Source organism: Streptomyces griseofuscus, from assembly GCF_014673495.1.
GTDB classification, from domain to species: domain Bacteria; phylum Actinomycetota; class Actinomycetes; order Streptomycetales; family Streptomycetaceae; genus Streptomyces; species Streptomyces murinus.
In genome coordinates, this window is the sequence record NZ_CP051006.1 from 1,496,773 (window position 1) to 1,516,052 (window position 19,280).

Annotated in this window: 13 protein-coding genes and 1 tRNA gene; 8 read left to right on the forward strand and 6 right to left on the reverse strand. The window is 70.9% G+C overall.

The features are described 5' to 3' along the window. Window positions 1–39 precede the first annotated feature (39 nt). Both HEP81_RS06540 and HEP81_RS06545 read left to right on the forward strand, forming a co-directional pair. The gene (locus tag HEP81_RS06540) at window positions 40–2,715 is read left to right on the forward strand and encodes an MXAN_6230/SCO0854 family RING domain-containing protein (RefSeq protein ID WP_037654846.1); all 2,676 of its coding nucleotides are present in this window, start codon (window positions 40–42) and stop codon (window positions 2,713–2,715) included. Window positions 2,716–2,793: 78 nt separating this feature from the next. Further along, window positions 2,794–3,330, forward strand: a complete 537-nt coding sequence (locus tag HEP81_RS06545; protein ID WP_037654950.1) for a cysteine hydrolase family protein — start codon at window positions 2,794–2,796, stop codon at window positions 3,328–3,330. A 15-nt stretch (window positions 3,331–3,345) separates the two neighbouring features. Here HEP81_RS06545 and HEP81_RS06550 read toward each other — a convergent pair whose 3' ends face one another. The 4 genes from HEP81_RS06550 to HEP81_RS06565 form a co-directional block, all read right to left on the reverse strand. After that, on the reverse strand, window positions 3,346–3,714 hold the full coding sequence (locus HEP81_RS06550) for a nuclear transport factor 2 family protein (RefSeq protein ID WP_037654845.1): 369 nt from the start codon (window positions 3,712–3,714) through the stop codon (window positions 3,346–3,348). A gap of 186 nt (window positions 3,715–3,900) precedes the next feature. Beyond that, the gene (locus HEP81_RS06555; protein WP_243279301.1) at window positions 3,901–7,275 is read right to left on the reverse strand and encodes a GH92 family glycosyl hydrolase; all 3,375 of its coding nucleotides are present in this window, start codon (window positions 7,273–7,275) and stop codon (window positions 3,901–3,903) included. A 796-nt stretch (window positions 7,276–8,071) separates the two neighbouring features. Beyond that, window positions 8,072–8,159: transfer RNA gene (locus HEP81_RS06560), tRNA-Leu, on the reverse strand. Between the two features lie 180 nt (window positions 8,160–8,339). Continuing rightward, window positions 8,340–9,287 (reverse strand): beta-ketoacyl-ACP synthase III, encoded by a 948-nt coding sequence (locus HEP81_RS06565; protein WP_037654842.1) that lies wholly within the window; start codon window positions 9,285–9,287, stop codon window positions 8,340–8,342. A gap of 318 nt (window positions 9,288–9,605) precedes the next feature. Here HEP81_RS06565 and fdhD point away from each other — a divergent pair, with 318 nt between their 5' ends. Together fdhD and HEP81_RS06575 are read left to right on the forward strand one after the other, a co-directional pair. After that, a complete protein-coding gene (gene fdhD / locus HEP81_RS06570; protein WP_037654841.1) occupies window positions 9,606–10,460 on the forward strand; it encodes a formate dehydrogenase accessory sulfurtransferase FdhD in 855 nt (284 codons plus the stop codon). 117 nt (window positions 10,461–10,577) lie between these two features. After that, window positions 10,578–11,297 carry an SDR family oxidoreductase gene (locus HEP81_RS06575; RefSeq protein WP_037654839.1) on the forward strand — a complete coding sequence of 240 codons (720 nt, stop codon included), beginning with the start codon at window positions 10,578–10,580 and terminating at the stop codon, window positions 11,295–11,297. A gap of 23 nt (window positions 11,298–11,320) precedes the next feature. Here HEP81_RS06575 and HEP81_RS06580 read toward each other — a convergent pair whose 3' ends face one another. Beyond that, complete coding sequence (locus tag HEP81_RS06580) at window positions 11,321–11,797, reverse strand: MarR family winged helix-turn-helix transcriptional regulator (RefSeq protein WP_051850111.1); 477 nt, start codon at window positions 11,795–11,797, stop codon at window positions 11,321–11,323. Between the two features lie 169 nt (window positions 11,798–11,966). Between HEP81_RS06580 and HEP81_RS06585 the strand changes: the two genes are divergently transcribed. Both HEP81_RS06585 and HEP81_RS06590 read left to right on the forward strand, forming a co-directional pair. Then, complete coding sequence (locus tag HEP81_RS06585) at window positions 11,967–12,884, forward strand: quinone oxidoreductase family protein (protein WP_037654838.1); 918 nt, start codon at window positions 11,967–11,969, stop codon at window positions 12,882–12,884. Between the two features lie 184 nt (window positions 12,885–13,068). Next, window positions 13,069–14,985: an exo-alpha-sialidase gene (locus HEP81_RS06590; protein WP_037654836.1), complete on the forward strand. Its 1,917-nt coding sequence runs from the start codon at window positions 13,069–13,071 to the stop codon at window positions 14,983–14,985. On the opposite strand, the gene HEP81_RS06595 is transcribed toward HEP81_RS06590, so the two are convergent. Next, the gene (locus HEP81_RS06595) at window positions 14,935–15,993 is read right to left on the reverse strand and encodes a bile acid:sodium symporter family protein (RefSeq protein WP_037654834.1); all 1,059 of its coding nucleotides are present in this window, start codon (window positions 15,991–15,993) and stop codon (window positions 14,935–14,937) included. The genes HEP81_RS06590 and HEP81_RS06595 overlap by 51 nt on opposite strands. Window positions 15,994–16,193: 200 nt before the next feature. On the opposite strand from HEP81_RS06595, the gene HEP81_RS06600 reads away from it, so the two are divergent. Together HEP81_RS06600 and HEP81_RS06605 are read left to right on the forward strand one after the other, a co-directional pair. Then, a complete protein-coding gene (locus HEP81_RS06600) occupies window positions 16,194–17,063 on the forward strand; it encodes a LysR substrate-binding domain-containing protein (protein WP_037654832.1) in 870 nt (289 codons plus the stop codon). A 378-nt stretch (window positions 17,064–17,441) separates the two neighbouring features. Next, window positions 17,442–19,268 (forward strand): AMP-dependent synthetase/ligase, encoded by a 1,827-nt coding sequence (locus tag HEP81_RS06605; protein WP_037654830.1) that lies wholly within the window; start codon window positions 17,442–17,444, stop codon window positions 19,266–19,268. Window positions 19,269–19,280 lie beyond the last annotated feature (12 nt).

A 19,280-nucleotide genomic window follows, 5' to 3' on the forward strand; every position in this document is an offset into this window, starting at 1 on the left:
GTTCCTCAGTTCCAGATCATCGTGGAGGGGAATCCCCTGTTGCTCGCTGCCGAGTCCGTACTGCTGCGCCGTACCCAGACCGTCTTCGTGGACAGGCCGTCCTCGTCCGGCGACGGATCAGGACCGGCGCTGCGTCGACTCGAAGCCGAACTGCTCGGCCGCGGCCACCTCCTCTCCGCCGAACTGCACACGGCACTCGGCTCGTTGGGCTCCGAGGAGCTGGCGGCGGCGCACGCCCGGCTGGTCGGTCTGGTCGACGACCTGCTCGGCGGCGACCGCGTCCACACCCCGCTCTTCCGCCAGTTCCCGCGCACCGTGCCCCGCAACACCGAAGCGCTGTACGTGGACCGGGTCTTCGCCTTCCTGCTCCAGCAGCCTGACCACCCCTGCGTGCTCTGCGGCGAGGCACGCACGGTGTTCCCCGTCTCGCCCTGCGCCCACCTGGTGTGCCGGCTGTGCTGGGACGGATCCGACTACGCGGGCTGCCCGGTCTGCCACCGCCGGATCGACGCGAACGACCCCTTCCTGCGCCCTGTGCGTGCCGTCGGCGCCGCCAAGGCACCGCTGCCCGGCCCGCTGCGGCTGCTGCGCCTGGGCACCGACCGGGCCGCCGACGCCGGCGCCGTGGTCGACTCCCTGCTGGCCCGCCGTACCCCGCTCTCCCCGCAGGACCGCGACGACCTGCTCACCCTGCTGCCGCTCACCCCGGCCGGCCGGGGCCTGCTGCCGCGCGAGATCCCGGTCCGGGAGACCAAGGCGACGGTGCTGGGCGCGCTGCTGCGCGAGGCGCCGGACGGCCTGCCCGTACGAGAGCTGCTGACCGAGCGGCTCACCACCGCCACCGACGTGTTGCGGCTGCTCGCCGTACTCTCCGACGGCGACGCCGGGCTGGTGACCCTGTCGCCCTTCACCAGTCTTCCGCGACCGCTGCGCCGCGAACTCCTCGCGATCCTCGACGCGTTGCCGACGCCTTATCTGGTGGAGGACGTGCTACGGCACCCCACGGCATGGAAGCGCGCCGCGGAGGTACTCCACCCCTTCGAACGGCATGCCCGCCATCCGCGTGCCGCCCTCGCCTTCGCCGTGCTGCGCGGGACCCCGGTGGACCCCGGCACGGCCTTCGGCGCCGCCCTGCTGGAGACGGCCGCCGCACACCCGGACGCCGTCCGCGTGGATGACTGCCGCGTGGACGACGGGCGCGTGGACGACGGGCGCGTGGACGACGGGCGCGTGGACGACGGACGAGTGAACCGTGTCCGGCTCCGGCCGGCCACCTGGGCCGGGCGGCTGGAGCAGGCGTTGGCCGAGGGTGACGCGGGCCGGGCCGCCGCCCTCGCCGGGGACCGTCCCGGCGAACTGGTGCGCCGGCTGGACGTGTTGCTGCGTCTGCACACCTGCGACACCCTCGTGCCGGAGCTGGAGAAGGCCCTGCTGCGCGGCCTGCCCAAGGTGGGCCCGGGTCCGCTGTTGTCGGCGCTCGGGGCGCTGCGGGTCCGCACCGAGGACCGTACCGGCCGCCGTCGGGTGTTCTTCCCGCGCGGCGACGTCACCCGCGCCCTGTCCGTTCCGGAGCGGCGGGCTCCGCTGTCCACCGGACTGGTCACGGCGGCGGTGACGCTCCTGGAGGCCGAGCTGCTGCGCCGGTTCGCCGCCGGGGAGCCGTACGAGCTGTCGGTACTGGACGCGGACCTGGCCGACCTCACCGTGCCCTTCACCGAGCGGTCCACCGCGAAGGCCCTGGTGGCGGTGGCCCGGGGCAGCATGCAGACGCTGCCCGAGGGCGCGGTGCTACGGCTGTTCCTGCACTGGACCGAGCCCCAGGGCAACCGCACCGACCTGGACCTGTCGGTCGCGTTCTTCGACGCCGAGTGGAAGTTCACCGGCCTGTGCGACTACACGAACCTGGTGCACGGCCCGCAGGCCGCGGTCCACTCCGGCGACCTCACCTCCGCCCCGGCCCCACAGGGCGCCACCGAGTACGTGGACCTGGACCTGGACCTGCTGGCAGCACGGGGCGATGTGTACGCCGTCCCGCTCGTCTTCAGTTTCAACAACGTGCCCTTCGAGGAGTTGCCGGACGCCTTCGCCGGTTTCATGGCGCTGCCCGCGCAGGGCCCGCGCGACGCGTCGTACGACCCGCGCACGGTGCGCCAGCGCTTCGACCTCGCGGGCGAGTCGCGGGTGTGCCTGCCGATGGTCGTGGACCTGGGCCGGCGCCGGATGCTGTGGACGGACACCCATCTGACGTCCACCGGCGGCTTCCAGAGCATCGGCTCGCACGGCGGCGGCCAACTGGCGGCCGTGGCACAGAACTTGTGGGAGCAGTTCGGCTCCGGCAGCCGAACCACCCTCTGGGACCTCGCGGTTTGGCGGGCCGCTGCCCGCTCGCCCGAGGTGGCCGTGGTGTGCCGGGAGCCGGAGCCCGCGCTGCTGCGGTACCGGCGCCGGCCGGACGAAGACGCGGCCGCGTTCGCCGGCCGGGTCTCCTCCCTGGAGGAGGCCGAGGAACGGCGCCCGCACCCGGACCCCGACGCGGCGGCGGCCGAACTCGCCTCCGGGACACGGGCGTTCCTGGCGACGGTGCATGGATCCATCGGCCCCGCACGGGCGTCGGGCACGTACTACCGGCTCTTTCCCGGTGCCGGGGACGCCTCGGAGGGCCTGAACCGCGTGACCGCCGGTGACCTGGTCGCGGAGCTCGGCAGCGGCCTGTAGGAGCCCGCCCTGCGCCGCCGAGGCCGATGGCGCCGCCGCCCACCGATGCACCCGCCGCGAACGGGGAACCCGGTGGACGTGAAGAACACCGCACTGCTGGTCATCGACATGATCAACACATACGACCACAAGGACGCCGACCTGCTGATTCCCTCGGCCCGGACGGTCGTACCGGCCGTGGCGGACCTCTTGCGACGCGCACGGGACCGCTCGGCGCCGGTGATCTATGTGAACGACAACTTCGGTGAGTGGCGATCCCACCACGGTGAGTTGCTCGATCACGCCTTGAGCGGACCGCACAGGCACCTGGTGCAGCCCTTGAAGCCCGACCGGGACTCCCTCTTCGTCGTCAAGGCCCGCCACTCCGTCTTCTTCGAGACTCCCCTGGAGTACCTGCTGCGTCAGCAGAACATCGACCAGCTGGTGCTCACCGGACAGGTGACCGAGCAGTGCGTGCTCTACTCGGCTCTCGACGCCCATATCCGCCACTTCGACGTGATCGTCCCCAGGGACGCCGTGGCCCACATCCACGAGGACCTCGCCCGGGCCGCCCTGCGGATGATGGAGCGGAACATGGGCGCGCACGTATGCACGAGCAAGGACCTGTGGAGGTGACCGGTCCGGCCGCGCTCAATCGGTCAGGGTGCCCTGGTGGAAGTACATCCGCCAGCCCGTCTCCGTCAGCCGCCACAGGGAGCTGCGCCAGGCCCGACGCCCCTGGTTGTCGGCGAAGTACGTCAGATGAACGACACCAGGAGCAAGCAGCACCCCGGACATCTCACTCACCTTGACCGGAGACTCCGCGGACACCGAGCCGCTGCTCGTCACGGTGAGGACCGAGTTTATGTCCCACCGGCGCCCCGAGGCCCCGAACTCGGTGAACTCCGGGTCCAGCAGCTCCAGGACCAGGGCCGGAACGGCTCGTACCTCGGGGTCGAGAAGCCGCAACTCCCCGTCGATGGCCGCCTGCACGGCCTGCTTCCGCTCGTCGTCCGCCATGCCGGAACCTTAGGAGTACGACACCCCGGAAGACAGCGAGTTACGCACGCGCGCGCCACGGCGGCTCACGCCACGCGGACCGGGTGGGCCGGGATGCGCCGGGATGGGCCGGGTGGCCCGGGATGGGCCGGTCCCTGGGGCTCATGGCGTCGGGACCGGCCCACCGTCATCGGTGTCGCCCGCCTCTCACCGGCCGAAGCCGTAGGCGAACAGGTGGTCGCTGCCCGACGAGCCGGTCACCGGCAGGGTGATCGAGGCCACCTGCTTGGACGCGTCGAGCGGGACCTTCGTGGCGAAGACGTAGGTCTTCACACCGTCCCGGCCGCCGCTTCCGGTGTTCCGGTAGCCCGTCGTGACGGCCGTGGTGTCGCCCGCCATCGGCTTGGTCGAACCGGCGTTGAGCGTCCAGTCCGAGAAGCCGACCGTCGCCTTGGCGGTGGTGCCGTCGGTGTAGGTGACGGTCATCGTGCCCGACACCCCGCTGCCGTCGGTCGGCGCGTTGGTCGCCGTGCCCAGCAGGCCCAGCGACGCTCCCGACGTACCGGCCGGCATCGGGATGGTCTGGCCGGCCATCTCCAGGTTGTCCAGCCGACCGGACGCCACCGCCGGCCAGGTGTAGGAGATGCCGTCGACCGTCAGGGCGGAGCCGCTCGTGGCGCCGGCCGCCGACAGCGCGTTCTGCGAGAACGCCCAGCCGCCGTCGTCGAAGCCGCCCGAGAAGGTCGTACCGTCGGGGTAGATGCCCTCGTTGGTTGCGTACGGCCACAGCTCACCGGCCTTGGCCACCGCGACCCGGAGCGCCGCCCCGTTCAGTGCCGCCCCGGTGCTGTGATCGGTCAGCGCGAAGGCGACGGGGAACGTCCCCTCGCTCGTGCCCGCCGTCACCCGCACCTTCGCCTCCGCGCTGCCCGAGGCGGGCACCGTCACCGAGCCCGACGCCGGGTCGAGCGTGACGCCGGACGGCGCCGTCGCCTTCCAGTCGACGGTGACGGCCTTGCCGCCGAGGTTGGTGAGGTCGAGCGTGCCCTCACCGGAAGCGCCCGGCTGGAGCACCAGTCCGTCACTGGTCGGTCCGGCCGCGGCCAGGACGCGGTCCCCGCCCGTGGTGTCCGACGGCGGCACCGCCGACGGATCGGAGGCCCAGGACTTGTTCGGCCGGGTCCCGAGGGTGAAGTCCAGCGTGCCCGCGCCCTTGAACTGTCCGTACGTCAGCCAGGAGCTGTTCCACTCCTTGCCCTTGACGTCGAGGGACTGCACATACGGCGCGTCGGGCGCCGCCTGCGGTGCGTTGATCCGCACCGTCCTGCCACCGGCGAGCGTCACCTGCGCCACCGGGAAGGCCGGGCTGCCGAGCGCGAGGGTGTCCGTGCCCGGGGTCTCGGGGTACATGCCCAGCTCGGACCAGACGTACCAGGAGCTCATCGCGCCGAGGTCGTCGTTGCCGAACGAGCCGACCGGGGCGTTGAAGTACAGATTCAGCTGGGCCGCGCGGACGGCCTCCTGGGTCTTCCACGGCCGGCCGGTGTAGTCGTACTCCCAGGGGATCTCCACGCTGGGCTCATTGCTCAGGTTGGCGTTGGTGTTGCCGGGGTCGGTGATGTTGTCGAGCAGGCTGTCAAGGAAGGACGAGTACGCCTGGTCACCGCCGCGCGCCTGGATGAGCTGCTTCAGGTTGAACGGAACCATCGGCGTGTACTGGGCCGACGTGCCCTCGACGAAGCCGTTGGAGGTGCCCGGGGTGAAACCGCCCGCGAACCTGCCGTCCTTGTCCTTCGCCTGCATGTAGCCGGTCCCCGGGTTGAAGACGTTCATCCAGTCCTGGGCGCGGGTGGCGAACTTCTGGTAAACCGCCTTCCTGCCCAGTGACTTGGCGAAGGCGGCGAGGGCGTAGTCGGCGGAGTCGTACTCCAGCTGGGTGGAGACCGGGCCGTAGAAGTTGCAGCACCCGTAGTCCTTCTCGTCCAGCGGGAGATAGCCCTTGGCATCCCGTACGGCCTCGCCGGGACGGTCGTTGTTCGGGGCGGTCGCCTCGTGCTGGAGGGCGGCGAGCGCCTTGTCCGTGTCGAAGCTCCGGGCGCCGAAGGCATACGCGTCGGCGATGATGCCGGCCGCCGGGTCGCCGACCATGACGTAGCTCTCGCCGTTGTTGGAGGCCCACTTGGGGAGCAGGCCCGTCTGGTCGTAGCCGTTGAGCATGGAGGTGACGACGTCGCTGGTGACCTTGGGCTCGGCCATCGCCATCAGCTGGGTCTGGGAGCGATAGGTGTCCCAGCCCGAGTAGTTGGCGTACTGGGCCTGCTGCCCCTTGGCCAGCTTGTGGACCTGGTTGTCCATGCCCATGTACTGGCCGTTGGCGTCCGAGAAGACGTTCGGGTGCAGCAGCGCGTGGTAGAGCGCCGTGTAGAACTGCACCTGCTGGTCCCGGGTGCCACCGCCGATCCGCACCTTGTCCAGCACCGTGTTCCAGGCGTAGTGGTTCGCCCGCTCCACCGCGTCGAGGTTCCAGTTCTTGATCTCGGTGGTGAGGTTGTCCGCGGCATTGGCGTCACTGGTGTACGAGATGCCGACCTTCGCCTTCACCGTGGCGTTCGAGGAGGTGTCGAAGGTCAGGTACATCCCGTTGGCGCCCGTGGTGGGCGGCTGGGCGGACTTGCTCGTGGCCGAGGGCGAGGCTGACGGCGAGGTCGAGGGCGTGGCGCCGGTACTCGGGTCCGGGGAGGGCGTACCCGTACCGGACGACTTCGCGGCGCCCCCGTGCACGGTCGGCGACGGGGCCGCGGGAACCGTGAAGTGCTTCTCCTTCAGCCGCTTCGACGGATGCGGCTGCACCTTCTGCTCGACCTTGCCCGCCTTCAGCGAGGTCGCGTCCGGGTTGATGGTGCCGCCGACCCAGGTGCCGCTGCCGGTGAACGGCCGGTCGAACTTGATGTCGAAGTGCAGGGTGTACCGGTTCTTCGCACCGCAGAAGTGGCCGCTGTCGACCGAGCCGCTGATCTCCTTCTTGTTCACCACCTGGACGCGGGTCCCGTCCACCTGGGTGGCCCCGCCGCTGAGCTTGAACAGCAGGTTCGCCTGACTGCCCGTCGGGAAGGTGAAGGAACCCAGTCCGGCGCGCGTGGTGTCGGTCAGCCGGGTCGTGACGCCGTTCGCGTCGGTGACCTTGTACGACCCGATGCCGGTCTGCTCATCGGCGTGGCTGAAGCCCGCGGACGTGTTGCCGAGATTGCCGGAGAGCGAGCCGGTCACCGGAAGTATGGGCAGGTCACCCGCGACACCGCACCCGGGTCCTGAGACATGGGTGAGGCTGAAGCCCGAGATCTTCTTGTCGTCGTACTCATAGCCGCCGCCGGAGGGCCGGTCGGGCGTGGTGTCCGGACCCCACTGCACCATGCCGGCCGGCATGTCGGGGCCGGGGAAGGTGTCCACCTCTCCGGAGGTGCCGATCAGCGGGTTGACGAGGGACGCGGGATCCTTCACCAGGGCCGGCGACGCGGCACTCGCGGCATAGGCGCCGCCGATCGCCGGAAGCGGGAACGCCGCGATCCCCAGGACGGAGATCACGGCCAGACGTTGACGAAATCTCTTTCGATTGCGTGGCTCGGCTGAACGTCGGGATCGGACCATCGGTTACCTCCGCAGCGTTTCGTGCTTCGCACAGGTGCTGATGTGCCGAAGGGCAGGGACATCGGTGAGAGCGCCGGTGCCGGGCGCCTTCGGTCGGCGGCCTGACAACGTTGCCATTCACAGGTGTCGAGTGAAACGCGTGGGCTTACGGCGTGTCAACGAGGCCAACAGCAGTTTCTGGGAGCGAAGTTCGCGAGGGGTGTTCGATGGGGCGGCGACACGGCCGGTGCGGTCGATCGCCGACCGCCTGATGGAACGGTGCCCGCCCTGGGGAACTACAGGTGCCCGGGGCGGACTTCTCCCACCCCCGAGCCGACCGACAGCGCGCGCCGCCTTGAACGCGACCGGCTGGAACACGGAGCGACAACCTCCGACATCGCAAAAGCGACGAGCAACGCCCGGCCGGTTTCGCTCCGAACGCGCCTGGGGGGCACGAGGCATGGGCAAGGAGAGACCTCGCAGAGGCCGACGGTGGGCGATCCTCCTTGAGCTCGGCCCCAATCCATCCACCCAGGTCGCTGCCGTAGCAACCAAAGCGCCGACTGCCCCTCGGATGCCGCGCGCCTGATGACTCCACGAAGAGATACCGAAAGAGCGGCCATGCCCAAACAGCGCATCACCGTCTGCGTCGAACCGCCCGACGACGATCGGGAAGATAGCCGTGGGGGTTGATGCCGACCGAGACCGCCATAGCCCAAAAACAGAAAGACCCCAGATCAACTGGGGTCTCTGCTGGTGTCCGAGGGGGGACTTGAACCCCCACGCCCGATAAAGGGCACTAGCACCTCAAGCTAGCGCGTCTGCCATTCCGCCACCCGGACCAGGTGTCTGTCGCCTTGCGGAGGGCTTCCCTCGCGGCGACATGGACAACAATACCAAGGTTTCGGAGTGCCTTTCACCTGCGTATTTCGCTCGGGTGGGCGAGGAGCCGGGCGGGTTCGCGGGTGTGTACACGGTGCGGGAGCCCATATACGCAGAGTGATCGTACGGGCGGGCGCGTCCTACGGGCAGTGGATGACCTGACCGGCGTACGACAGGTTCCCGCCGAAGCCGAAGAGGAGGACCGGCGCGCCGGTGGGCAGGGCGCCCTGTTCGACGAGCTTGGAGAGGGCGAGGGGGATGCTCGCGGCGGAGGTGTTGCCGGATTCCGTCACGTCGCGGGCGATCACCGCGTCGACGGCGCCGATCTTCTCCGCGAGGGGTTCGATGATGCGCAGATTGGCCTGGTGGAGGACGACGCCCGCGAGGTCCTCGGGGGTGATCCCGGTGCGCTCGCAGGCCTGGCGGGCGATGGCCGGCAGCCGGGTGGTGGCCCAGCGGTAGACGCTCTGGCCCTCCTGCGCGAACCGCGGCGGCGTGCCCTCGATCCGTACCGTGTGCCCCATCTCCGGCACCGACCCCCACAGCACGGGCCCGATCCCCGGCTCCTGCTCCGGCGCGCACGCCTCCACCACCGCGGCTCCCGCGCCGTCGCCGACGAGGACGCAGGTGCTGCGGTCGCTCCAGTCGGCGACGTCGGTCATCTTCTCGGCGCCGATGACCAGCGCACGGGTGGCCGCGCCCGCGCGGATCGTGTGGTCGGCGGTGGCCAGGGCGTGGGTGAAGCCGGCGCACACCACGTTGATGTCCATCGCGGCCGGCCCCGGGATGCCGAGCCGGGCCGCGACCCGGGCGGCGGTGTTCGGGGACCGGTCGATGGCCGTGGAGGTGGCGACGAGGACCATGTCGATGTCGGCGGGTCCGAGCCCCGCCGCGGCGAGGGCCTTGGCGGCGGCGTGCGCGGCCAGCTCGTCCACCGGCTCGTCGGGGCCGGCGATGTGCCGGGTGCGGATGCCCACCCGCGTGCGGATCCACTCGTCGCTGGTGTCGACCATGCCGGCCAGGTCCTCGTTGGTGAGCACCCGGGCGGGCTGATAGTGGCCGATGGCGGCGATGCGAGAGCCGTGCATGACGGAGGTCCCCCTTGTTGCCGTGGTGAACGGGATCCACAGTCTGCTGAGTGACTCGCCAGTACGACGGCACGTGAAGCCACAGGAAACGGGCATACGAATTGTCGGCTCCCCTCAGCACCACCGAGCCCTCGCGAGCACTACCCGGGCACTACCGCGCACCACCGGGCACCACCCGGCCTCCCGCGAAGCGGGCCGCGGCCTCGTCCTCCATGTGCAGGACAATGCAGGTGCAGGACAATGAGATCTCCGCATCGCAGATCCCGCACCAAGGGCCGCTCGGCCACCAGCACGTACAGAACCGGGGCTGATCAGGACATGGGACGAGTCACGGAACGACGCAAGGTCCTCCGCATCCGGGACGGCGCGGTCACCACCCGGCCGGACACGCTCGTCGCCGAGGAGCCCCTGGAGATCCGGCTGAACGGCAAGCCGCTGGCGATCACCATGCGCACCCCGGGCGACGACTTCGCGCTCGCGGCCGGGTTCCTGGTGAGCGAGGGCGTGCTGGCCACCGCGTCCGATCTCCAGAACATCGTCTACTGCGCGGGTGCGATCGCCGACGGTTCGAACACCTACAACGTGGTCGACGTGCGGACCGCCCCGGGCGTCTCCCTCCCCGACTTCACCCTCGAACGGAACGTGTACACCTCGTCCTCGTGCGGGCTGTGCGGCAAGGCCAGCCTGGACGCCGTACGTACGACCACCCGCTGGCCCATCGCCGACAGCCCTCGCCTGCGCGTCACGCCCGCGCTGCTGTCCGGGCTGCCCGAACGGCTGCGGGAGGCCCAGCGGGTGTTCGACCGCACCGGTGGTCTGCACGCGGCCGCCCTGTTCACCGAGGACGGAGAGCTGCTCGACATCAAGGAGGACGTCGGCCGGCACAACGCGGTCGACAAACTGGTGGGGCGGGCCCTCCAGAACGGCGAGCTGCCCCTGTCCCGCACGGTGCTGCTGGTCTCCGGCCGAGCCTCGTTCGAACTGGCGCAGAAGGCCGTGATGGCCGGGATCCCGATGCTGGCGGCGGTGTCGGCGCCGTCGTCGCTGGCCGTGGACCTCGCGGCGGAGACCGGCCTGACACTCGTCGGTTTCCTGCGGGGCGGCTCGATGAACGTGTACGCGGGGGACGACCGGATCGTCCTTGCGGAGGAGACGGAAACGGCGAAGGGCTGACCGCGACCCGACCGACCACCCGCCACGGCCAGAAGAGGTCTTGGACGAACCCGCCCCCAGAACCGCAGGCTTGGAGGCGTACGGAAAGTCGGAGCACGTTGACGGAGAGGTAGTTCCATGGGTCTGCGGGGACAGCGTGTGGTGGTGCTCGGGGGTACGTCGGGCATCGGGTTCGCGGTGGCCGAGGGCGCGGTGCGGGAGGGCGCCGAGGTGGTGGTCGCCTCGCGGCGGCGGGAGAGCGTGGACGCGGCACTGAAGCGGCTGCCGGAGGGTGCCCGCGGGGAGGTGCTGGACACGACGGACGAGGCCGCGGTGCGCGGGTTCTTCGAGGGGCTCGGCGCGTTCGACCACCTGGTGTACACGGCGGGTGAGACGCTGCTGCTGGAGAGCGTGGCGGACACCGAACTGGACCGGGCGCAGCGGTTCTTGGACACCAGGCTGTGGGGCGCGTACCGGGCGGTGAAGCACGGCGCCGGGTCGATCCGCGAGGGCGGCTCGATCGTCCTGACCACGGGTACGGCGGGATACCGGCCACTGCCGGGTTCGAGCGTGGTGTCGGCGCTGTGCGGGGCGATGGAGTCCCTGACCCGGGCGCTGGCACTGGAGTTGGCGCCGCTGCGGGTCAATGTGGTCGCGCCCGGTGTCGTACGCACCGAGTTGTGGCGGGAGTTGCCGGAGGCGGAGCGCGAGGGGCTGTACGGCGCGGCGGCGGGATCGCTGCCGGTGGGCCGGGTGGGCGAGCCCGCGGATGTGGCGGAGGCGTATCTGTATCTGATGCGCGGGGGTTACAGCACCGGCTCGGTGGTGGTCGTGGACGGCGGCGGAACCCTGGCCTGAGGTCCGGTCCGACACCGCCCGGGTCATCCCTCCACGCCGGAGATCCTCGTCAACAGCAGCATGAACAGCTCGCGTTCGGCCGCCGACAGCGGAGCGAGCAGTTCCTCGTTGGCCGTACGGGCGGCCTGCTCGCAGCGTCCGAGGAGCAGGCCGCCCTCCTCGGTGAGGGACACGGCGTTCTTGCGGCGGTCCCGGGGATCCGGCGTGCGGACGACCAGGCCGGCGCGCTGGAGGTCGTTCAGGATGCCGACGAGGTCCTTGGGGTCGAGGGCGATCCCCCGCGCGAGATCGGCCTGCGCCACGGGGGCGAGATCGCGGACGGCGGAGAGCGCCACGTGGTGCCACATCTTCAGCCCCTCGGCGGCGAGCGCGTCGGCGACAAGGGCCCGGCCCCGCGCGGCGGCCCGGCCGAGGATCCAGCTGGGCAGTGCCCGGATCGCGGTCAGGGGCGGTTCGGACGTCCGTGCCGGTTCGGCACTCGGAAACGTTTCGGCAGCCATGGTCGGCAGCCTATCCGAGAAATCGTTGGACTTCCCCATGAGTTTCGACATATCGTTGGGGCTCCCAACGATTTCGCGAGGTTCGGCCCGCCCTTACCCCGCGACCGATCCCGCCGATCCGGCCCGGTCCGCCCTTGTGCGACCCGGTCCGACGGCCACGGAGGTTGCGATGCGTCGCGTCCGGTACGACTCCCCCGGCGGCCCCCTGTTCATGGAGAAGGCCGACATCCCCGAGCCCGGCCCCGGGCAGCTGCTCGTGCGCTGCGCCGCGATCGGTGTCACGCTGCCGGTCGTCCGCAAGGTCCGCGAGGCCCCCGAGCCGATACCGCTGGGCGGCGAAGTGGCGGGCGAGGTGGTGGCGGTCGGCGCGGAGGCGACCCGGTTCCGGGCCGGCGACCGGGTGACCGGGCTGTGCTTCGGACACGGGTACGCCGATTACGCGGCGCTGGACGAGGCCATGGCCTCACCGCTGCCGGAGGGCGCCACCGAGGTGGACGCGGTCGCCCTGGTGCGCAGCGGGCTGGTCGCGCTCGGCGCCCTGTCCGCGGCGCGTCCGGAGCCGGGCGAGTCGGTGCTGGTGACGGCGGCGGCGAGCGGGGTCGGGCACCTGGCGGTGCAGCTGGCGCGGGCGCGGGGTGCGGGGCGGGTCGTGGGGGCCGTGTCCGACCCGGCGAAGGCCGAGTTCGTGTGCTCCCTCGGCGCGGACGACTGCGTCCGGTACGGCGACGACGGCTGGGGCGAGCCGGTGGACTGCGTCCTGGACGCGGTCGGCGGCGAGCTGCTCACCCCCGCCCTCGCCGCCCTCGCACCGCACGGCCGGCTGGTCGCCTACAGCTCGGGCGGCGGTACGATCCGGGCGTACGACCTCCTCGTGGGCGCCAAGTCGGTGATCGGCTTCCAGATGGCGCTGATCGCCCGCGGCCGGCCCGAGCTGTACGAGCGGTGGCGCCGGGAACTGTGGCGACTGTTCGCCGAGGGGAGCGTACGGCCCGTCGTGCACGCGGAGTTCGCCCTGGAGGAGGCCGCGCGGGCACACGCGGCGATAGAGACACGGTCCAATCTGGGCAAGGTCGTGCTGCGCCCATGAACCCCCGCGCGCTTGCTCCGGTAAACCCCCGGATGCTTCCGGTGGCGGGCTCCATCGTTTCGCGTGGCGGGTCCCGGCACACTTCTTGTATGACACCAAAGGCCCAACTACCTTCGATGGGGCGCACCTTGGACATGGGATGTCCGGACGTCCAGATGTCCGGCCGACGAGAGGCAGGCCGTACGTGCCGTCATGTCTTCGCGCCCGACTCAGATCCGTACTCGCCACGGCCGCCGTCATGACGGCCGCCCTCCTCGCGCCCCTGCTGCCGGCCCAACCGGCCCAATCAACCCCGCAGAACCAACAGATTCAAGGAGGTCGTCAGTCTCAACGAGCGGGCGTAGCGCCCGAGTTCGAGCAGCAGGTGCTGTTCCGGGCCTCCCAGGACCCGGGTTACGCCTGCTTCCGCATTCCCGCGGTCGTCCGGGCGAAGGACGGGACGCTGCTGGCCTTCGCCGAGGGCCGGGTGCTCAACTGCGGGGACGCCGCTGACATCGACATCGTGGTCAAACGGTCCACCGACGACGGCCGCACCTGGGGCCCGCTGCGGGTGGTCAATGAGGGCGCGGGCGACACCCATGGCAACCCGGCGCCGATCGTGGACCGGACGACCGGCCGTATCTGGCTCGCCGAGACGTACAACACGGGGCGTACGGACAGCGCCAGTTGCTCGGTCCCCTGCGACCGCACCCCGCATCTCCAGTACAGCGACGACGACGGCCTGACCTGGTCCGCACCGCGCGATCTGAGCCCCGAGATACTGCCCGCCGACTGGAACTCCTGGTACGCGACGGGTCCGGTGCACGGTATTGAGCTGACCAAGGGGCGGTACGCCGGCCGGCTGGTGTTCGGGGTCAACGCCGAGACCTGGAACGGCAGCCGGATCACCGCCAACCACGCGGCGCTCATCGTCAGCGACGACCACGGCGGCCACTGGCGGATCGGCGCCACCGACACCTGGCCCATCGCGGACGACGGCACCTTCCGGCAGAAGCCGTCCGAGCTGACCCTCGCCGAGCTCGGGGACGGTTCGATCCTGGTCAGCGGCCGGGAGACGGACGGCACCGACCTCGGCCAGCGCACCCAGACCACCAGCCGCGACGGCGGCAACAGCTTCACCGCGCCCTTCCGTGCCCTTCCCGACCTGTACACCCCGCAGGTGCAGGGGTCGATACTGCGCCTGGGCGACCGCGTCCTGCTGGCCTGCCCCGCCGACCCCGACCGGCGTCGCACCATGATGATCCGCTCCTCCTACGACGGCGGCCGCACCTGGGACAGCGTGGACCGGGGCACGGTCGTCACCACCGACTGGTCGGGCTACTCCGACCTGGTGCGGACGGCGGATGACACCGTGGGTCTGCTGTACGAGGGCGGGGCGGTGGACGCGCGGGACGAGATCCGTTTCGCCCGGTTCACCGAGGACTGGCTCACCCCGCGCCGGGGCCCCGACCCGGTCACCCCGGACCTGGCCCCGGGCGCCCACCCGGCCGCGGTGCTCGGCGGCGCGCAGCGGACGGACGGCGTCTTCGGGGGCGCGCTCGCCTTCGACGGCACGGACGACGCCGTACGCCTGCCGTACCGCGCGAGCCTTCCCCTGGGCGCGAAGGACTTCACCGCGTCACTGTGGTTCAGGTACACGGCGACGAGCGGGGAGCAGCCGCTGCTGTGGATGGGCGGGATCGGGACCAGCGAGCCGCAGGTGTGGCTGCGCGGGGAGCCGGCGAACCACCGGATACAGGGGCTGATCACCGCCCGGGACGGCGCCGCGGCACCGCGGACGGTGTCCGTGCGGACGGACAGCGCGTACAACGACGGCCAGTGGCACCACGCGGTGCTGCGCCGGGGCGACAGGACGCTGTCGCTGTTCGTGGACGGTACGCGGGCCCTGGTGGCCGATGTGCCGGGCTCGGTGAGCCGTAGCTCGGCCTTCGGTGTGCACATAGGCCAGCGGATGGACAGCCGGGCCTTCTTCACCGGTGCGATCGACGAGGTGCATGTGTGGGACCGGGCGCTGACCGATCAGGAGCTGGCCGACCCGAAGGCGCTGCGATCACCGAAGGACGCGGTTCTGTGGCTGCCCCTGGACCGGGTGAGCCGCTGACCCCTCGGCGCCCTCACCCGTCTCGGTCCCGGCTCCGGCGCCCCGGCCGGCGTCCCCGCTCTCGACCTCCGGGTCATGGGCGCGGCGTTTGGCGATGACGGCGCACACCATCAGCTGCATCTGGTGGAAGAGCATCAGCGGGAGCACGGCAAGGGAGGCGTGGGCGCCGAAGAGGACGCTGGCCATGGGCAGGCCCGCGGCGAGGGACTTCTTGGAGCCGGCGAACTGGATGGCGATCCGGTCCGCCCGGCCGAAGCCCAGCGCCCGGCCGCCGTACCAGGTCCCCACCAGCATCACGGCGAGCACCGCGGCCTCGACCAGCAGGAGCGCGCCGAGCCGGGCGGGGCTGACCTGGTGCCAGATGCCCTGGATCATGCCCTCGCTGAACGCGGTGTAGACGACGAGCAGGATGGAGCCGCGGTCGACCAGTCCGAGGACCTTCTTGTGCCGGGTGATGAAGGGGCCGATCCAGCGCCGCAGCAGCTGCCCGGCGAGGAACGGCACCAGCAGTTGCAGCACGATCTTGACGAGGGAGTCGGCGGAGAACCCACCACCGCTGTTGCCGAGCAGTACGGCGGCCAGCAGTGGGGTGATGACGATGCCGACCAGGGAGGAGAAGGAGCCGGCGCAGATGGCGGCGGGCACGTTTCCGCGTGCGATGGAGGTGAAGGCGATGGAGGACTGGATCGTGGACGGCACCAGGGTCAGGAAGAGCAGGCCCTGGTAGAGGGGCTGGGTGAGGAGGACCGGCACGGTGGCGCGGGCGGCCAGGCCGAGCGCGGGGAAGACGAGGAAGGTGCAGGCCAGCACGGTGACATGGAGCCGCCAGTGGCGCAGTCCGTCGAGTGCCTCGCGGGTGGAGAGGCGGGCGCCGTAGAGGAAGAAGAGGAAGGCGATCGCGGCGGTCGAGGCGCCCGAGGCCACGGTGGCGCCGGTGCCATGGGCCGGGAACAGGGCGGCGAGGCCCACCGTGCCGAGGAGCAGCACGATGTACGGGTCGATCGGCATCCAGCTCGGCCAGCGCAGGCGTGTCACGGTGCTCCGATGGTGTGCGAGGACATGGGGGCATGGGGGTGTGTGCGACGGAGTTCCGGTCGGGACCGCGGGACCGGGCCCCTCCTCATGATCCCTTGCCCCGCCTTGATCGGGAATCCCGCACACCACTCTCACTGTCATCATGATTCGCGATAGCGACGTACGCTGGGCCCGTGTACGACCCGACACAGCTGCGGACCTTCCTCGCGGTCGCCCAGACGCTGAGCTTCACCCAGGCCGCCCGGCGCCTGGGCCTGCGCCAGTCCACGGTGAGCCAGCATGTGCGCAGGCTGGAGGACGCGGCGGGGCGTCAGCTGTTCGTCCGGGACACGCACTCCGTGGAGCTGACCGAGGACGGCGAGGCGATGCTGGGCTTCGCGCGCCGGATCCTTCAGGTGCACGAGCAGGCGACGGCGTTCTTCACCGGGACCCGGGTGCGCGGGCGGCTGCGGTTCGGCGCCTCGGAGGACTTCGTGCTGACCCGGCTGCCGGAGATCCTGGCGGGCTTCCGTCACGACCATCCCGAGGTCGATCTGGAGCTGACGGTCGAGCTGTCCGGGATCCTGCACGAGCGGCTGGCCGCCGGGAAGCTCGACCTGGTGCTGGCCAAGCGGCGCCCGGAGGACCCGCGCGGGGCGCTGGTGTGGCGCGACGACCTGGTGTGGATCGGCGCCGAGCGGCTGCGCCTGGACGCCGAGCGGCCGGTCCCGCTGATCGTGTATCCGCCGCCCGGCCTCACCCGGGCGCGGGCCCTGGAGGCGCTGGAGCGGCAGGGGCGCGACTGGCGGATCGTCTGCACCAGCGGCAGCCTCAACGGGCTGATCGCCGCGGCCCGCGCGGGGCTCGGGGTGATGGCGCACTCTCGCCGGCTGATCCCGCCGGGCCTGTTCCGGCTGCCGGAGCGCGCGGGGCTGCCGGAGCTCGGCAAGGTCGACTTCGTGCTGGCGCACGGCCGCCACCGGCCCGAAACGCAGCAGGCGGCGGACGCCCTCGCGGCGGCGGTCCTGGCGGGCGGGGAGCGGTTGCGGCGCCACGGCGGCTGAGGAACGAGGGCTGAGGATGGTGTGGCGCTCTTCACAGGGAGTCGGGCGGCGGGCCGGACACCGGTGGCCGTACGGGGGCGGCGGGGCGGAGCCGTCGGGGGGCGCGCACGGCGTGGTCGTGGCCGTAATCGCCCTGTACAGAGCGGTAATCGGCGCGTACAGATTCGGTGGAGATTACGCCGCCGAAACTTACTGACCCGTCAGTATTGTGTCCGTCCCTTCCCCATGTGCGGGCATTTTCCGGACAACCATCGGGCAGAAGGCGAGGTTTGCTCTGTTTCCGCCCCCCTCCCCTCCGGTCAGGGTGTGAGGTAGCTTTCACGGCGCTGTGCCGCACATCACCGGCGCGTTCAGGCAGCGAGGATCGGGGAGCGAGGATTGCGCGAGTTCACCAACCCGCCTCTGACGTCGGCACCGCCGGTGGGCGGTCTGGCCGATGTCGTCTTCGAGCATGCCCAGACGGATCCGGGGCGGGTGGCCCTCGGCCGCAAGGACGCTGCCGGGCAGTGGCGCGATGTGACCTCCGCCGAGTTCCGTGACGAAATCCTCGCCCTGGCCAAGGGCCTGCTGGCGAGCGGGGTCCGGTTCGGCGACCGGGTCGCGATCATGTCCCGTACCCGCTACGAGTGGACGCTCTTCGACTTCGCCCTGTGGACCATCGGCGCCCAGGTGGTGCCGGTCTACCCCACGTCCTCGGCCGAGCAGTGCTTCTGGATGCTGTACGACGCGGAGGTCACCGCGGCGATCGTGGAGCACGAGGACCACGCGATGACCATCGCCACGGTGATCGGCCGGCTGCCGCGGCTGCGCCAGCTGTGGCAGCTGGACGCGGGCTGTGTGCAGGAGCTGTACGACGCCGGCGCGCATCTGGACGACGAGGTGGTGCACCGGCACCGGCAGGCGGTCACCCCGGACTCGGTGGCCACCGTCATCTACACCTCGGGCACCACGGGCCGCCCCAAGGGCTGTGTGCTCTCGCACGGGAACTTCATGTTCGAGGCGGACAGTGTGGTGGGCCGCTGGGAGCCGGTGTTCCATTCCAAGCGCGGCGACGAGGCGTCCACCCTGCTTTTCCTGCCGCTCGCCCATGTCTTCGGTCGCATGGTGGAGGTGGCCACGATCCGGGGCCGGGTGCGGCTCGGCCATCAGCCGCAGCTGAACGCCGCCGCGCTGCTGCCCGACCTCCAGGCGTTCCAGCCGACGTTCATCCTGGCGGTGCCGTACATCTTCGAGAAGGTGTTCAACGCCTCCCGGCGCAAGGCGGAGAAGGAGGGCAAGGCGGGGCCGTTCGAGAAGGCGGTCGATGTGGCGGTGCGGTACGCGGAGGCGATCGAGGCGAAGGCCTGGGGGCTCGGACCGGGGCCGACGGCGGGGCTGCGGATGCAGCACCAGTTGTTCGACAAGCTGGTGTACGCGAAGGTCAGGGCCGCGATGGGCGGCCGGATCCGCAACGCCATGTCCGGCGGCTCCGGTATGGACCGCCGGCTCGGACTGTTCTTCGCGGGCGCGGGCGTACAGATCTATGAGGGCTACGGCCTGACCGAGTCCACGGCCGCGGCGACCGCGAACCCGCCCGAGCACACCCGCTACGGCACGGTCGGCCAGGCGATCCCTGGCACGACCGTGCACATCGCCGACGACGGCGAGGTGTGGCTGTACGGCGGCAATGTCTTCCAGGGCTATCTGAACAACCCCAAGGCGACCGACGGATCGCTGCACGACGGCTGGCTGGCCACCGGTGACCTGGGCTCCCTCGACGAGGACGGCTATCTGACGATCACCGGCCGCAAGAAGGAGATCCTCGTGACCTCCGGCGGCAAGAGCGTCTCGCCCGGGGTGCTGGAGGAGCGGGTCCGGGACCATCCGCTGGTCAGCCAGTGCATCGTGGTCGGCAACGACCGCCCCTACATCGCGGCCCTGGTCACCCTCGACCACGAGGCCGTCGAACACTGGCTCCAGATGCGCGGCAAACCGGCGATGGCGCCCGCGCAGCTGGTGCGGGACCCGGATCTGGAGACCGAGGTGCGGCGCGCGGTGGTCGCCGCGAACACGCTGGTCTCACAGGCCGAGTCGATCCGCACCTTCCGGATACTGGCGCAGCCCTTCACCGAGGAACACGGCCTGCTGACGCCGTCGTTGAAGCTGAAACGGAAGGCGATCGAGAAAGCGTACGAGCGCGAGGTCGAGGCCCTGTACAAGTCCTGAGGGGCCGGGACG

Excerpts from the sequence above, each read along its gene's own strand:
- HEP81_RS06550 (WP_037654845.1), bottom strand. The coding sequence starts at position 3,714 with ATGGCGGACGACGAGCGGAAGCAGGCCGTGCAGGCGGCCATCGACGGG.
- HEP81_RS06565 (WP_037654842.1), bottom strand. The coding sequence starts at position 9,287 with ATGCACGGCTCTCGCATCGCCGCCATCGGCCACTATCAGCCCGCCCGG.
- fdhD (WP_037654841.1), top strand. The coding sequence starts at position 9,606 with ATGGGACGAGTCACGGAACGACGCAAGGTCCTCCGCATCCGGGACGGC.
- HEP81_RS06575 (WP_037654839.1), top strand. The coding sequence starts at position 10,578 with ATGGGTCTGCGGGGACAGCGTGTGGTGGTGCTCGGGGGTACGTCGGGC.
- HEP81_RS06580 (WP_051850111.1), bottom strand. The coding sequence starts at position 11,797 with ATGGCTGCCGAAACGTTTCCGAGTGCCGAACCGGCACGGACGTCCGAA.
- HEP81_RS06585 (WP_037654838.1), top strand. The coding sequence starts at position 11,967 with ATGCGTCGCGTCCGGTACGACTCCCCCGGCGGCCCCCTGTTCATGGAG.
- HEP81_RS06595 (WP_037654834.1), bottom strand. The coding sequence starts at position 15,993 with ATGCCGATCGACCCGTACATCGTGCTGCTCCTCGGCACGGTGGGCCTC.